Annotated in this window: 16 protein-coding genes; 8 read left to right on the top strand and 8 right to left on the bottom strand. The window is 71.9% G+C overall.

From position 1 onward, the window contains the following. Positions 1-252: 252 nt before the first annotated feature. A complete protein-coding gene (locus ACZ432_RS07455; RefSeq protein ID WP_426964013.1) occupies positions 253-714 on the bottom strand; it encodes a universal stress protein in 462 nt (153 codons plus the stop codon). A gap of 188 nt (positions 715-902) precedes the next feature. Here ACZ432_RS07455 and ACZ432_RS07450 point away from each other — a divergent pair, with 188 nt between their 5' ends. From ACZ432_RS07450 to ACZ432_RS07440, 3 genes are all read left to right on the top strand, one after another. Then, a complete protein-coding gene (locus ACZ432_RS07450; RefSeq protein ID WP_426964015.1) occupies positions 903-1,532 on the top strand; it encodes a TMEM165/GDT1 family protein in 630 nt (209 codons plus the stop codon). 95 nt (positions 1,533-1,627) lie between these two features. Then, entirely contained in the window at positions 1,628-2,077 is a 450-nt protein-coding gene (locus tag ACZ432_RS07445; protein ID WP_426964016.1) for a universal stress protein, read from the top strand. A 78-nt stretch (positions 2,078-2,155) separates the two neighbouring features. Then, on the top strand, positions 2,156-2,686 hold the full coding sequence (locus tag ACZ432_RS07440; protein ID WP_426964018.1) for an NADPH-dependent FMN reductase: 531 nt from the start codon (positions 2,156-2,158) through the stop codon (positions 2,684-2,686). A gap of 9 nt (positions 2,687-2,695) precedes the next feature. On the opposite strand, the gene ACZ432_RS07435 is transcribed toward ACZ432_RS07440, so the two are convergent. The 3 genes from ACZ432_RS07435 to larB all read right to left on the bottom strand — a co-directional run bounded on the left by ACZ432_RS07435 (position 2,696) and on the right by larB (position 4,232). After that, the gene (locus ACZ432_RS07435; protein ID WP_426964019.1) at positions 2,696-2,956 is read right to left on the bottom strand and encodes a GIY-YIG nuclease family protein; all 261 of its coding nucleotides are present in this window, start codon (positions 2,954-2,956) and stop codon (positions 2,696-2,698) included. A gap of 120 nt (positions 2,957-3,076) precedes the next feature. After that, positions 3,077-3,229: a DUF7563 family protein gene (locus ACZ432_RS07430; protein ID WP_426964020.1), complete on the bottom strand. Its 153-nt coding sequence runs from the start codon at positions 3,227-3,229 to the stop codon at positions 3,077-3,079. Between the two features lie 199 nt (positions 3,230-3,428). Beyond that, entirely contained in the window at positions 3,429-4,232 is an 804-nt protein-coding gene (larB, locus tag ACZ432_RS07425; protein WP_426964021.1) for a nickel pincer cofactor biosynthesis protein LarB, read from the bottom strand. Between the two features lie 273 nt (positions 4,233-4,505). Between larB and ACZ432_RS07420 the strand changes: the two genes are divergently transcribed. After that, positions 4,506-4,673, top strand: a complete 168-nt coding sequence (locus ACZ432_RS07420; protein ID WP_058367545.1) for a DUF1931 family protein — start codon at positions 4,506-4,508, stop codon at positions 4,671-4,673. Positions 4,674-4,770: 97 nt separating this feature from the next. Here ACZ432_RS07420 and ACZ432_RS07415 read toward each other — a convergent pair whose 3' ends face one another. From ACZ432_RS07415 to ACZ432_RS07405, 3 genes are all read right to left on the bottom strand, one after another. After that, positions 4,771-5,403 carry a dolichol kinase gene (locus tag ACZ432_RS07415; protein WP_426964022.1) on the bottom strand — a complete coding sequence of 211 codons (633 nt, stop codon included), beginning with the start codon at positions 5,401-5,403 and terminating at the stop codon, positions 4,771-4,773. 75 nt (positions 5,404-5,478) lie between these two features. Next, positions 5,479-7,266, bottom strand: a complete 1,788-nt coding sequence (gene glyS / locus ACZ432_RS07410; protein WP_426964023.1) for a glycine--tRNA ligase — start codon at positions 7,264-7,266, stop codon at positions 5,479-5,481. A gap of 2 nt (positions 7,267-7,268) precedes the next feature. Continuing rightward, positions 7,269-8,117, bottom strand: a complete 849-nt coding sequence (locus tag ACZ432_RS07405; protein ID WP_426964024.1) for a CBS domain-containing protein — start codon at positions 8,115-8,117, stop codon at positions 7,269-7,271. Positions 8,118-8,433: 316 nt separating this feature from the next. Here ACZ432_RS07405 and ACZ432_RS07400 point away from each other — a divergent pair, with 316 nt between their 5' ends. After that, positions 8,434-8,658: a DUF7556 family protein gene (locus ACZ432_RS07400; RefSeq protein WP_426964025.1), complete on the top strand. Its 225-nt coding sequence runs from the start codon at positions 8,434-8,436 to the stop codon at positions 8,656-8,658. Between the two features lie 52 nt (positions 8,659-8,710). Here the strand turns inward: ACZ432_RS07400 and ACZ432_RS07395 are convergent, their stop codons facing one another. Continuing rightward, complete coding sequence (locus ACZ432_RS07395) at positions 8,711-9,622, bottom strand: ketopantoate reductase family protein (protein ID WP_426964026.1); 912 nt, start codon at positions 9,620-9,622, stop codon at positions 8,711-8,713. 416 nt (positions 9,623-10,038) lie between these two features. On the opposite strand from ACZ432_RS07395, the gene ACZ432_RS07390 reads away from it, so the two are divergent. The 3 genes from ACZ432_RS07390 to lysW all read left to right on the top strand — a co-directional run bounded on the left by ACZ432_RS07390 (position 10,039) and on the right by lysW (position 13,189). Then, entirely contained in the window at positions 10,039-11,310 is a 1,272-nt protein-coding gene (locus ACZ432_RS07390; protein WP_426964027.1) for an argininosuccinate synthase, read from the top strand. Between the two features lie 3 nt (positions 11,311-11,313). Next, positions 11,314-12,789, top strand: coding sequence for an argininosuccinate lyase (argH, locus tag ACZ432_RS07385; RefSeq protein ID WP_426964028.1), 1,476 nt, complete (start codon positions 11,314-11,316; stop codon positions 12,787-12,789). A 229-nt stretch (positions 12,790-13,018) separates the two neighbouring features. Then, on the top strand, positions 13,019-13,189 hold the full coding sequence (gene lysW / locus ACZ432_RS07380; RefSeq protein ID WP_058367552.1) for a lysine biosynthesis protein LysW: 171 nt from the start codon (positions 13,019-13,021) through the stop codon (positions 13,187-13,189). The last annotated feature ends 1 nt before the right edge of the window (position 13,190 follow it).

Raw genomic sequence — 13,190 nt, 5'->3', positions numbered from 1 at the left:
GCGGTGGCGGTGCGGTGGCGGTGCGGTGGCGGTGCGGTGGCGGTGCGGTGCTGTGGCGATGCTGTGGCGGGGCGGTGCTGTGGCGGGGCGGTGGCGGTGCGGTGCTGTTTCTGTCGAGGTCGTGGAACCGCGGCGGCGCGAGGGCGCGAAGCGCCCGCAGCGCCGACCGCGGCCCCTTTTTGATCGACATTTTTCAAGGAGAGGTCAAGCCGGCGCGAAGCGCCGGCGCGACCCGACGCAGAAAAAGGTCGGTTAGATGGTGGTCCGTCGCGGGTCCTCGCTGGTGAGTTGGCGGACCGTCAGGACGGGGACGGGGCAGGTGCGGACGACGCGTTCGGCGACGGAGCCGATCAGGAACCGGTTCTCGCCGTGGCGGCCGCGGGTGCCGGTGGCGACGCAGTCGGCGTCGACCTCGCGGGCGTAGGCGGCGATCTCGGCGGCGGGGCGGCCCTCGCGGACGACCGTCTCGACGTCGGTGTCGACCGCGTCGGCGGCGCGCTCGCGGACCTCCTCGAGCGCCTCCCGGCCCTGTGTGTCGAGGGCGTCGCGGAGGTCCTCACGAACGGCGTCGGGCGAGGACTCGACCTCGCCGCTGTCGACCACGTACAGCGCGTGGACCGTGGCGTCGAACCGGTCCGCGATGTCCAGCGCGACGCCGACCGCTCGGCTCACGCTCTCCGAGCCGTCCGTCGCGATGACGATGGTCTCGAACATGGACGGGCGTTCGCCGCGGCGGGGCTTAAAAGCGGGCGGTGCCGGGCGGTCGGTGCCGAGCGGTGCTGGGCGGTGCCGAGCGGTGCTCGGCGGCCTCCCGCGGACGTGCCGGTGTGCAGGGCGGCGAACCTCTCCTCGTCGGCCGCATCGGCCACGCCTTTACGCGTCCGCGTCGTACCGCCGACCGAATGGCCGGTTGGATCGAGGTCGTCGCGGTCGCCGCGGGTCTCCAGCTGCTGGCGCTGCCCGGCGAGAAGGGGCAGTTCGTCGTCGCGGGGCTGGCGACGCGGTACGACCCGTGGCGGGTGGTCGCGGGCGCGTCGCTGGCGTTCGGCTGCTGGACGGTCGTCGAGATCCTCGTGGCGGACGCGCTCCGCGGCGCGTTCCCCGAGGCGGCGGTGAGCGCGACGATGGGGCTGTTGTTCCTCGCAGTCGGGGCGTGGTACCTATTGCCCGCGGTGTCGCTGCCGACGGCGGACCGCGAGGAGACCCTGCTGTCGCGCATCGAGGGGGTCTCCCCGCCGGGCTACGAGGGGTTCGCGGCCGCGTTCGGGCTGTTCGCGGTCGGCGAGATCGGCGATAAGACGCAGCTCATCACCATCGCGCTCGCGGTGCGGTACGGCGCGGACCCGGCCGTGTGGGTCGGCGTGATGGCGGCGTTCGTGCCCGTGACGGCGGTGACGGCGTTCGCGTCCGCGCGCCTCTCCGACCGGATCCGACCGGCGCTGGTCCGGCGCGTCGCCGGGGCGGTGTTCGTCGCCTTCGGCGTGGACGCGCTCGCGGGCGCGTTGTTCGGGCGGTCGCTGTTACCGCTGTAGCGGCCAGAGCCGGCAGCCCGCGGCGGCCGTGGGAGGTGGACCGACGCTCGACCGCGCAACCGGAGGTTTTTGACGGCCGGCGACGACCGGGGAGTATGGTCGACCTCGAGATCGACCTCGTGCTGGCGCCGGTCGACGGCAGCGAGGAATCACAGGAGGCCGTCGAGTACGCGATAGCGGTCGCGAACGAGTACGACGCCACGATGCACGCGGTGTACGTGCTCGGCGAGGACGTGGTCCGCGCCATCGAGACGGGGGCGGTCGACGAGTCGGAGGTCGCGGCCGACACCGAGTCGTTCACCGAGGAGGTCCGCGAGCACGCGGCCGACCTCGACGTGGAGACCACCACCTCCATCGCCTACGGCTTCTCCACGAAGGTGAAGACCACCCATCCGGGGAGCGTGATCCTCGACACGGCCGAGGACCTCGACGCGGACTTCCTCGTCGTCCCCCGCGAACCGGTCTCCGGCGACCCGGGCGAGGTGCTGGAGAAGGCGGCCGAGTACGTCCTGCTGTACGCGAGCCAGCCCGTGCTCTCGGTGTAGGCGCCGCTCGCGGAGTCCCGGCATCCGGACTCGCCACGTCTCGCGGCGTTTTTGACGCCGGGCCGCGGACGTGGGGTAATGACCACCATCGTCGGCATCTCCGGCAGCCGTCGGACCGAGAGCTACACGCGCGCGGCGGTGGCGTGCGCGCTCGAGGCCGCGGCCGCCGCGGGCGCGGAGACGGACCTGATCGACCTCGGTGCGGTCGACCTGCCGCTGTACCACCCCGACCGCGACGACCAGGGCGAGAGCGCGGCGCTCCGGCGGCGCGTGCGCGAGGCCGAGGGCGTCGTCGTCGGCACGCCCGTCTATCACGGCTCCTACTCCTCGACGTTCAAGAACTTCCACGACTACTGCGGCTCCGACGAGTACGAGGACACCGCGGTCGGCCTCGTCGCCACCGCGGGCGGGGGGTCGTACGGCGCCACGCTCGAACACGTCCGCGCGACGATGCGGAACGTCCACGCGTGGGTCGTTCCCCATCAGGTCGGTATCCGCGGCGCGTCGGGCGCCTTCGCGGACGGGGCGTTCACGGACGACGCCCTCCGCGAGCGGACGGAGACGCTCGGCCTCGAGGTGTACGAACACGCCGAGCGCCTGCGCCGCTGAGCGGGTGCGCTACGGCGACTCGACCGCCTCGCCCGCCGCCACGAGCCGCTCCTTCTCGGTCCGGGAGAGCTGTTTGACCGCGTGCTCGCGAGACATCGCGGCCGACTTCGTCTCGAACGACTCCACGTGGCGGAGCTCGACCGGCGTGCGCCCGCGAGTGTACTTCGCGCCCTCGCCGGCGTCGTGCTCGGCGACGCGCCGCTCGACGTCCGTCGTGTAACCGGTGTAGAGCGTCCCGTCGGCACACTCCAGCACGTAGACGTAGTGCACGCCCCCGCTTCGACGCGGTGGCTAAAGAATCCCGGTTCCGGGGCCGCCCCGCCGCGCGTCGGGGATGGTCGGTCGCGGCCGCCGTGGAGCGGGCGCGAGGGATGGCGGGACGATGCCCCCTCAGTTCTGGGAACGGGTGCGCTCTCGCGCCGCTTCCGCGATCCCGGCGTTCGCCGAGCAGGCGGGACAGGCGAGCAGCTGTCCGACCTCGTCCGCGAACACGCGGGCGAAGCGGTCCGACACGTGCGACCCGCAGTTGTCGCAGGTTGGCATGTTGGACCGGCATCCACCGCTTGCCGGCGGCCCCCAGTACGGGAGCGACGCTGAAATACCCTTGTCCTCTCCGCGTTTCGAGGGGTTGTGGGCGTCTATCCGAAAAATAATCGGCCGAGTGTGAAACTCTCGCAATATCGGTCGGTGACGGGCGGGAACCAATAACGATCCGTCACTTCGACGCGCCGTCACTCCGCGGTTACTCTCCGTTCGACTCGCTGCCCGAGGCCCCGTCCGCGGCGCCGCTCACCCCGTCGACCGCCCGGGCGATCAGGCCGGCCTGCGCGCCGGCCACGAAGCCGGCGTCGACGTTGACGGTCGTCAGCACCGTGCAGGACTGGAGGGTGCCGTACAGCGCCGCTTCCCCCTCGCCGCCGACGCCGTATCCCGTCCCCACGGGCAGGCCGATGACGGGCGCGTCCACGAGCCCCGCGACGACGGTGGGGAGCGCGCCCTCGCGCCCGGCCGCGACGATCACGACGTCGGCCCCGCGGATCCGGTCGAGCTGGTCGACGATCCGAAGGAGGCTCGCGACGCCCACGTCCTCGATCAGGTCCACGTCGGCGCCGATCTCCCGGGCGATGGTCGCGGCCTCGCCCGCCGCGGGCGCGTCCGAGGTGCCCGCGGTGACGACCGCGACGCGGGCGTCCAGCGACGGCGGCTCGAAGTCCGGTGCGTGGACCACGACCGTCCGTGTGCGCGCGTTGTGGTCGACGGTCGCGTCCGGAACGGACTCGGCGATGGCCTCGCGGACGGCCGCCGCCGTCTCCGTGTCGGTCCTGGTGACGACCGCACGGCCGGCGGTCTCGACGGCGGTGACCGCGAGCGCCGCCGTCTCGGCCGCGGTTTTCCCCTCCGCGAGGACCGCCTCGGGGATCCCGCGTCTGTGCTCGCGGGCGGCGTCGAACCGCCCGGCCTCCGTCGTCGCGTAGCCCGCCAGCCGGGACTCCGCCTCGGCGACGGAGATCTCCCCGGCCGCGAGCGCTGCGAGCGTCTCGCGCATGTCCAACTCGTGGCGCCCGTCGGAGTCGTAGTTGTCGGTTCGGGCGCGCGCGAGACCGGCGTCGCCCGATTATCGGCAGCTTTGACCGCGTTCACCGAACCGCGGCCGGCCCGGAGTCCGATCGCTGCCCGGGTTCTCGGCAGGTTTCAGTCGCTCCGGCCCGGAAGATTTATGTCGATGTGCGGCGCGCACCCCGTGCGAACAGCCTGCAGGCGCCTCGTATCGGTCGAATTCAGGAAATCTTATAAACGGTGACGGGGAAGACCCGAGTGCATGGCAGACCTCATTGTCAAGGCAGCCGTCAAGGAAGCGCTCGAAGAGAAGAACGTCGCGTCGGACTTCTACGAGGCGCTCGACGAGGAAGTCGATGAGCTGCTCGAGGACGCCGCCCGCCGCGCGGAGGCGAACGACCGCAAGACGGTCCAGCCGCGCGACCTGTAACTCCGGGCGACCCCACACGTAACTTTCTCCGCGTCCCGCCGGCCCGGCCGGTGCGGGCTCGGAGTTCTTTTATCCGCCGTAGCGGCGGCGCCGCCGGTCAGCCGACGAGGTGGAACCCGACGAGCAGCCCCGCGGCCGCGGCAGGGGGGATGGTGAGGTTGTCGTCGACCGGGTATCCGCGGACGATCGGCGGCAGCCCGTCGGCGACCGTCGCCCCGAGCGCGCCCAGGACCGCGGCGGCGGCGCCCGCGGTCGGTCCCGCGGCGGCGACGGTGAACGGCAGCGCCAGCGCCAGACACGTCAGGAACATCGCGAGCCACACGACCGGGCGCTTCGGCTCGTCGGCCGCGTTGTCGCCGAGCGCGCCGCTCACCGGGTCACCGAGCGCCAGCATCAGCATCGCGGGGATCGCGACCGGGCGGGGGAGGAGGATTCCGGCGCCGGCCATGCTCAGCATGTAGAGCGCGTAGCCCGCGACGCTGTCGGCCTCGTAGGGACGCGTCAGCTTGCGGTAGACGGCGTGGTCGAGTCCCACGACCAGCCGGAGGAACTCCAGCACGACCACGACGACAAGCCCGGCCCCGAGCAGGAGCCGCGTCTCGGTCCACGTGAGCCAGCCGATCAGGTACGGGACCAGGAAGCCGACGCCCGCCGCGTGGACGAGCCGGCGCTCCAGCTCGACGCGCTCGCGCCAGCTGCGGGGGCGCTCCTCGTCGACGGCGCCCGTCATCGCGCGTCGGCCTCCGGACCGTCGTCGCCCGACGACCCCCGACCGTCCTCGCGCGCCGGTCCCCCGGTCATCGCGTTACTGCGTCTCCACGTCGCTGTCGACGGTCTCGTACTCGTCGAGGAACGCCTCGAAGGAGTCCTCGCCCGCCAGCAGCGGCGCGAGCGCGTCCGCGAGCCCGTCGACCGGGACGCGGACCTGCGCGGCCGTGTCGCGCTCGCGGACCGTGACGGTGTCGGGCCCGTCGCCCTCCAGGCCGTCGCGGTCGACGGTGACACAGAAGGGCGTGCCGACCTCGTCCTGACGACGGTACCGCCGGCCGATGGAGCCGGAGTCGTCGTAGGCGACGGAGAGCCCCTGCTCGCGCAGGTCGTTCGCGACCGACCGCGCGGTCTCGACGAGGGTCTCCTCGTTGGTCACGAGCGGGAACACCGCGGCGTCGGTGGGGGCGAGCTCCGGCTCCAGCGAGAGGTACGAGCGCTCCTCGCCGTCGACCTCGTCGACGCGATAGGCGTGGGCCAGCAGCGTCTGGACCGTCCGGCCGACGCCGAAAGAGGGCTCGACGACGTGGGGCGTGACGTGCTCGCCGTTCTCGGTGACCTCCTCGACGGAGAAGTTCGCCACGTCCGCGTCGACCGAGACGGTCTCGCCGTCGACCTCGACGCTCACCGCGTCCGCCTCGAAGGCGTCGGGGTCGCGGGCGGCCAGGTCCTCCAGCGCCTCGGCGACCGCGGCGGCCCGCCCGCCGAACTCGGGGCCGAGCGTGGCCATGTCGGGGTCGACGGTGGCGCGCTCGACCGTCTTCGGCTCGTCGTAGCGCTGGAAGACGGTGAAGGCGTCGTCGCCGTACTCGCCGTGCTTCGAGAGGTCGTAGTCGGCGCGGTAGGAGAAGCCCGCGATCTCGATCCAGTCGCCGTCGACCTCGGACTCGGCGTCCCAGCAGTCCGCGGCGTAGTGGGCGCGCTCGCCCGGGAGGTGCTGGCGGAACCGGAACCGGTCCATGTCGACGCCGACGCGCTCGTACCACTCCTGGGCGACGCCGAGGTAGTAGCCGACCCACGCGGAGCCGACGATCCCCTCCTCGACCGCCTCGCCGACCGTCGTCTCGACGTAGTCGCCGTCCTCGGCCTCCTGCTCGTCGGCGGGGTACAGCAGGACCTCCACGTCAGCGACCTTCCACAGCGGCGGCTCGTCGTCCTCGGGGTGGATGAACTGCTCCAGTTCGGCCTGCGTGAACTCGCGCAGTCGCAGGAGGCCGCCGCGCGGGGAGATCTCGTTGCGGTAGGCGGCGCCGATCTGCGTGACGCCGAAGGGGAGCCGACCGCGGGCGTACTCCTTGAGCCGCGGGAACTCCACGAAGATGCCCTGCGCGGTCTCCGGGCGGAGGTAGCCGGGCTGGGAGTCGCCGGGGCCGATGTCGGTGGCGAACATGAGGTTGAAGTCCTCCACGTCCTGGCCCGCGAGCGGCGTGCCACAGGAGGGGCAGGCGATGTCGTGGTCGCGGATCAGAAGCTCCACCTCGGAGCCGGGCAGCGCCTCCGCGTCCTCGATGGAGGTCGCGTCCTCGACGAGGTGGTCCGCGCGGTGGGACTCGCCGCACTCGGCGCACTCGACCAGCATGTCGTCGAAGCCGTCGAGGTGGCCCGACGCCTCGAAGACGGGCTCGGGCATGACGGTCGGGGCCTCGATCTCCTGGTTGCCCTCGGCGACGGTGAAGCGGTCGCGCCACGCCTCCTCGACGTTGCGCTTGAGCGCCGCGCCCTGCGGGCCGAACGTGTAGAAGCCCGCGGTGCCGCCGTAGGCGCCGTTGGAGCCGAAGAAGAACCCCCGGCGCTTGGCCAGTTCCACGATCTCCGTGCCGGCCATGCTCAGATGCCCTCCAGCAGGTTCACGTCGCGGACGACGCCGACGAGCTCGCCGCCGCTGACCAGCGGGATCTGCTCGATGTCGGTGGAGATCATCTCCTGAGCGGTCTCCTTCGCCGTCCGGCGCTTCGAGACGGTGACCACGTCGGCGGTCATGAACTCGCCGACGGGACCGGCCGGGATCTCCACGTTGCGGGTCGGGAGGTAGCGGTTGCCGGTCGCCTTGATCCCCTCCCAGGCCCAGTCGTCGTCCTGGTTGGCGACGCTCTCGCCGGTGCCCTCCTCGCCCTCCACGACGCGGGCCACCTCGAGCACGTCGACCTCGGTGAGGATGCCCGCCATGTCCGCGTCGTCGTCGAGCGCGACCGCGTAGGGGACCGCCGAGAGGGAGATCTCCCGCTCCGCGACCGGCAGCGGCGCGTCGACGTAGGTGGCGTTGACGGCCGTCGTCGCCAGGTCGCCGACCGGGGTCTCGCCGTCGACCTCGCCGCGGGCGATGGCCCGGACCACGTCGGTGACGGTGAGGATGCCGACCAGTTCGTCGCCGTCGACCACGGGGACGCGGCGGGCGTCCTCCGTCACCATCAGGTCGGCCGCCTCGCGGATGTCGGCGTCGGCGCCGACCGTGGGCACGTCCCGCATGAGGATCGCGAGCTGGTCCTCGTTCGGCTGCTCGATGAGGTCGTCCCGCGAGACGAGCCCGCGGTACACCTCGCCCTCGCCGGTTCCCTTCACGACGGGAACCGAGGAGAAGCCGTACTCCTGGATGTACTCGAGCACGTCGTCGCGCGTCCCGGGAAGCTCGACGACCACGAGGTCGTCTCGGGGGGTCATCGCGTCGGCTACCTTCATGACCCGTCCTTCACCGGCGGTCCTCTTGTATACTGCGAAGGTGTGCGGGCGCGTTCGCGGTCGCTCGTCCCGTCTCGCGCCGGGCTGTGGCGCGTCTCGCGGCTCCGAGCGCGGCCGCCGACGCCCGCGGCACCGCGCGTGGCGCCACGCCGCGTCGACGGTCGCCTGACAGTTCGCGAAAACGTCGTTCGCGGCCGACGGATCCGCGGCGATCCCCGCGCCGTGCCGCCGATTTATAAGCACGTTCGTGTACAGGTCGAGGATCCATCGGTGTCTCTCCGACATGTTTATATTCGTCTGGTAGGTTCTAACAACCATGTCACGGAGTTCCACTCCCTGGGACGAGCCGGACACGAACCCCAACCCCCCGGCGCTGCCGGACGCGAGCGACGCGCTCGCGTTTCCGGAGTCCCCGGACGTGATGGCGTCCGTCGACGCCACACACGAGCGACCGGAGTTCGTCATCGCGGACGTGTCCCGGGAGGACGCGTGGGTGTCGGTCGAGGAGGTCGACGCCGCGGTCCTCGAGGAGTGGTGCTGAGCGGTCGCGTCGCGCCGTTTCTGTCGACCGCGCCGTTTATGCCGGCTGCGAGTTAGTTCTCGTCGCCCGGTCGGAGCCCGCGGTCCGCCTCCCACGCCCGGATCAGCGCCGCCAGCGTGCGACAGGTCGGTACCGGGAGGGCGGCGGCGTCGGCGCGCTCCTCGACCGCGCCGTAGATGGCGTCGACCTCGGTGCGTCGCTCGGCGGTCAGGTCCTGCCGCATCGAGGAGTGGTTGGCGGCGGTGGCGTCGGCGACGTCGCTCAGCGCCGCGACCGCGTCCGCCTCGGAGAGAGCGACGCCCTCGGCGCGGGCGACGCGGGCGACCTCGCGTGCGGCCTCCGCGGCGACGCTCCGCCCGGGCCCGTCGACGAGCGCGCCGTTGTCGAGGTCCGCCAGCGCGGTCGGTGCGTTGATCCCCGCGTTGACCGCCAGCTTCTCGAAGCGGCGGCGCGGCATGTCCCCGACCGCGCGGGCGTCGATCGCCGCGTCGGCGAACGCCTCCGCGGTCCGGCGTGCCGTCCGGTCCGCCCCGTCCGAAAGCGACCCGATCAGCACCTCGCCGACGCCGGTGCACTCCACGCGGCCCGGTTCGCGGAGGCGCGCGCCGTAGGTGGCGGTGCCCGCGAGGACGAACGCGTCGAGGCCGGCGACGAGTCGCTCCTCGGTCAGGCCGTTCTGGAGCGAGAGCACCGCGTCGTACTCGCCGGTCGCGAGCGCCCGCGCGGCCGCGTCCGTGTCGTACGCCTTCGTCGTGACCACGGCGAGGTCCGCCGCCCGGTCCGTCCCGTCGGTGAGCGCCCGGGGATGGGTGTGGGCCTCGACCGCGCCCTCGACCCGGAGGCCGTCCTCCCGGACGCGGCGCATGTGCGGGTCCCGCCCGACGAGCGTCACGTCGTGAGCGCGCGCGAGCAGCCCGCCGACGAGGCTGCCGAGCGAGCCGGCGCCGAAGACGAGGATCTCCATGGGCACCGTTGCGCGGCCGATTCAAAAAGGCGTAGCGGTCGATCAGGCGTCGTGATCGGTCGTGGGTCCGGTCGTGGGAACCAGTGACACCGGTTATCTGCCGGCGCGGAAGGCTTTAGTAGGGTGGGGTCGCTACGGACTGTCAATGAGCGCGGACGCTCGTCACGACTCCGGTCTCGCCCGAGTCCGACGAGCGCCGCGACCGCGACGAGCGCCGCGTCCGGCGGGCCGACGACCGGCCCCGGACGCGACGCGACCGGCCCTCCGTGGCCAGTAATTCCTCACTCCCCTCGTCGCGTCGCACCGTTTCACCCCGTAGTTACCACGCTATTCGTCGTGGCGAGTGACGACGCTGCCCTTTCCTTCCAAAATTAAAACCGCGGAATTTAAGGGGGTGAAGCGGTTCTACTCCGGTAATGACACGCGTGGCACTCGCGTTCAGCGGTGGACTTGACACGACCGTTTGCGTCCCGATCCTGGAAGAGGAGTACGGCTACGACGAGGTCGTCGGCGTCACGGTCGACGTCGGCCAGCCGGAGTCGGAGTTCGAGGAGGCCGAGGAGACCGCCGAGGCGCTCGGCCTCGAACACTACGTCGTCGACGCGAAGGCGGAGTTCGCGGAGCTCTGCTTCACCGGCGTGAAGGCGAACGCGACCTACCAGGGCTACCCGCTCGGCACGGCGCTCGCGCGCCCGGTCATCGCCGAGGCCATTCTGGAGGTCGCCGAGGAGCAGAACTGCGACGCGATCGCGCACGGCTGCACCGGGAAGGGGAACGACCAGCTCCGCTTCGAGACCGTGTGGCGCGGCTCGGACCTGGAGGTCATCGCGCCCGTCCGCGAACTCGGGCTCACCCGCGAGTGGGAGATCGAGTACGCGGCCGAGAAGGACCTGCCCGTCGAGGCGGGCGACGGCGGCGTCTGGTCCATCGACACGAACATCTGGTCGCGCGCGGTCGAGGGCGGCGAGCTGGAGAACCCCGACTACGTCCCCCCGGAGGACATCTACGAGTGGACCGCCGAGCCCGAGGGCGAGACGACCATCGAGGTCGCCTTCGAGGCGGGCGTGCCCGTCGCCGTCGACGGCGAGGAGATGGCGCCCGTCGAGCTGATCCAGTACCTCAACGAGTACGCGGGCCAGTACGGCGTCGGCCGTACCGACGTGATGGAGGACCGCATGCTCGGGCTGAAGGTGCGCGAGAACTACGAGCACCCGGCCGCGACCGTCCTGCTGACCGCCCACGGGGCGCTCGAGGACCTCGTGCTCACGAAGGGCGAGCGCTCCTCGAAGAAGAGCATCGAGCAGGAGTGGTCGGAAAAGGCGTACCAGGGGCTCGTGTTCGCGCCGGTCGTCGACGCGCTGGAGGCGTTCATCGACGAGACGCAGACCGCGGTCACCGGCACCGCGACGGTGAAGGTCTCCGGCGGGAGCTGCCGCGTCGTCGCCCGCGACTCGGAGTACGCGGTCTACTCCGAGGAGATGGCCTCGTTCAACACGGAGGACGTGGCCGGCATCGCGCAGGAGGACGCCACGGGCGTCGCGAAGTACCACGGCCTCCAGGAGCGCCTGGCCAACGAGATCCACGCGGGCGTCGAGAAGCCGGAGCTCGCGGCGGACGGCGGCGCGGACGCGACGGACTCGGACGACACCGTCGCGGAGACCGCCGACGACTACCTGCACGAGAACTGACCGATGACGAACGGCGACGCCCCCGAGACGGCAGTCCGACGCGACCGCTTCAGCGGCGGCCCCGCGCGGGAGTTCCTTTCGAGCCTCGCGGCCGACGAGCGCATCTTCGCGGCCGACCTCGCGGTCGACCGCGCGCACGTGGTCATGCTCGCGGAGCAGGGGATCGTCGAGGACGGCGTCGCCGGCGAGATCCTCGCGGCGCTCGCGGAGGTGGAGGCGGCGGGCCACGGCGCGTTGCCCGACGGCGAGGACGTCCACGAGGCCATCGAGACCGCGGTGATCGACCGCGTCGGCCCGGACGGCGGGAAGATGCACACCGCGCGCTCGCGCAACGACGAGGTGGCGACCTGCATCCGTCACCGCCTGCGCGCGGACCTGCTGGACGCCGCCGCGGCGACTATCACGCTGCGCGAGGCGCTCGTCGAGACCGCCCGCGAGCACGTCGAGACGGTCATGCCCGGCTACACGCACCTCCAGCCCGCCCAGCCGATCACGGTCGCCCACTGGCTCCTCTCGTACGAGTCGGCGGTCGCGCGCGACACCGCGCGTCTGCTGGACGCCTACGACCGCACCAACCGGTCGCCGCTCGGCGCGGCCGCGTTCGCGGGGACGCCCTTCGACGTGGACCGCGACCGCACGGCCGCCCTGCTCGGGTTCGACGGCACCGTCCGCAACTCGATGGACGCCGCCGCCTCGCGGGACTTCCTCGCGGAGGCAGCGAGCGCGCTGGCGACGGGCGCGACGACGCTGTCGGGGCTCGCGGAGGACGTGATCATCTACGCGAACAAGGGGCTCGTCGAGTTGGACGACGACTACTCGTCGACCTCCTCGATCATGCCCCAGAAGAAGAACCCCGACACGCTGGAGCTGGTCCGCGGCGTCGCGGGCGACGCGGTCGGGGAGGCGTCGGGCACGCTGACGGCGCTGAAGGGGCTCCCGCGCGCGTACAACCGCGACCTGCAGCGCGTCCACCCCGGCGTCTTCGAGGCGGCGGACGCCGTGACGGAGGCGACCCGCGTCGCGGCCGGCGCGGTCGCGACCGCCGACTGGAACGACGGGGCGCTCGCGGCCGCCGCGGGCGAGGGGTTCTCGACGGCGACCGGCGTCGCGGACCTGCTGGCGATGGCCGGCCTCCCCTTCCGGACGGCTCACGAGATCGTCGCCGCGGCCGCCGAGGCGATCGAGGACGGGATGGACCCGGCAACCGCCGCCGCAAAAGTTGACGAGGCCGCCGCCGAGGTACTGGAGGAGTCCGTGTTCGCGTACGTGAGCCGCGAGGACGTGGAGCACGCGCTCGACCCCGCCCACAGCGTCGCCAGCCGCGACTCCGCCGGCGGCCCGGCTCCCGCGGCGGTCAGTGAGGAGATCGCGGCCGCCGGCGACGGAGTCGAGGCCGACGCCGCGGCGGTCGAGACGCACCGCGACGCGCTTGCGGACGCGGCCGACGACCTCGACGCGGAGGTGGCCGGCTATGTCTGAGCCGATCCGACCGCTCGCGGTCGGCGGTGCGGACGCGACCCGCCCGCCGCGACCGCGACCGCTCCCGCCGTCCCCGCGAGGGGACAGATAACAACAGAAATCTGATATCGGATTTCACTGGGCGGTTCTGACGCCATTTTCTGTCCAATAGCGGTGCGTGCAGTAACATAATCAATCCGACAGGTTCGATGCCTTTATGTCCCTCAACGCGGTAGGTGAGCGTACGACAATGACCCAAGCCGAATGCGTCGAGTGTGGAGGGGACGTGTCCCTCTACGACGACCTGGAGGTCGGAGAGATCATCGACTGCGGAACCTGCGGCGCAGAGCTCGAAGTGATCGACGTCTCCCCGCCGGTCCTCGACCGAGCCCCGGAGCTCGAAGAGGACTGGGGGGAGTGAG

The sequence above is a fragment of the Haloparvum alkalitolerans genome, assembly GCF_055381565.1.
Note: the sequence above shows the minus strand (reverse complement) of the source record. Positions and strands in the feature narration are given on the sequence as shown.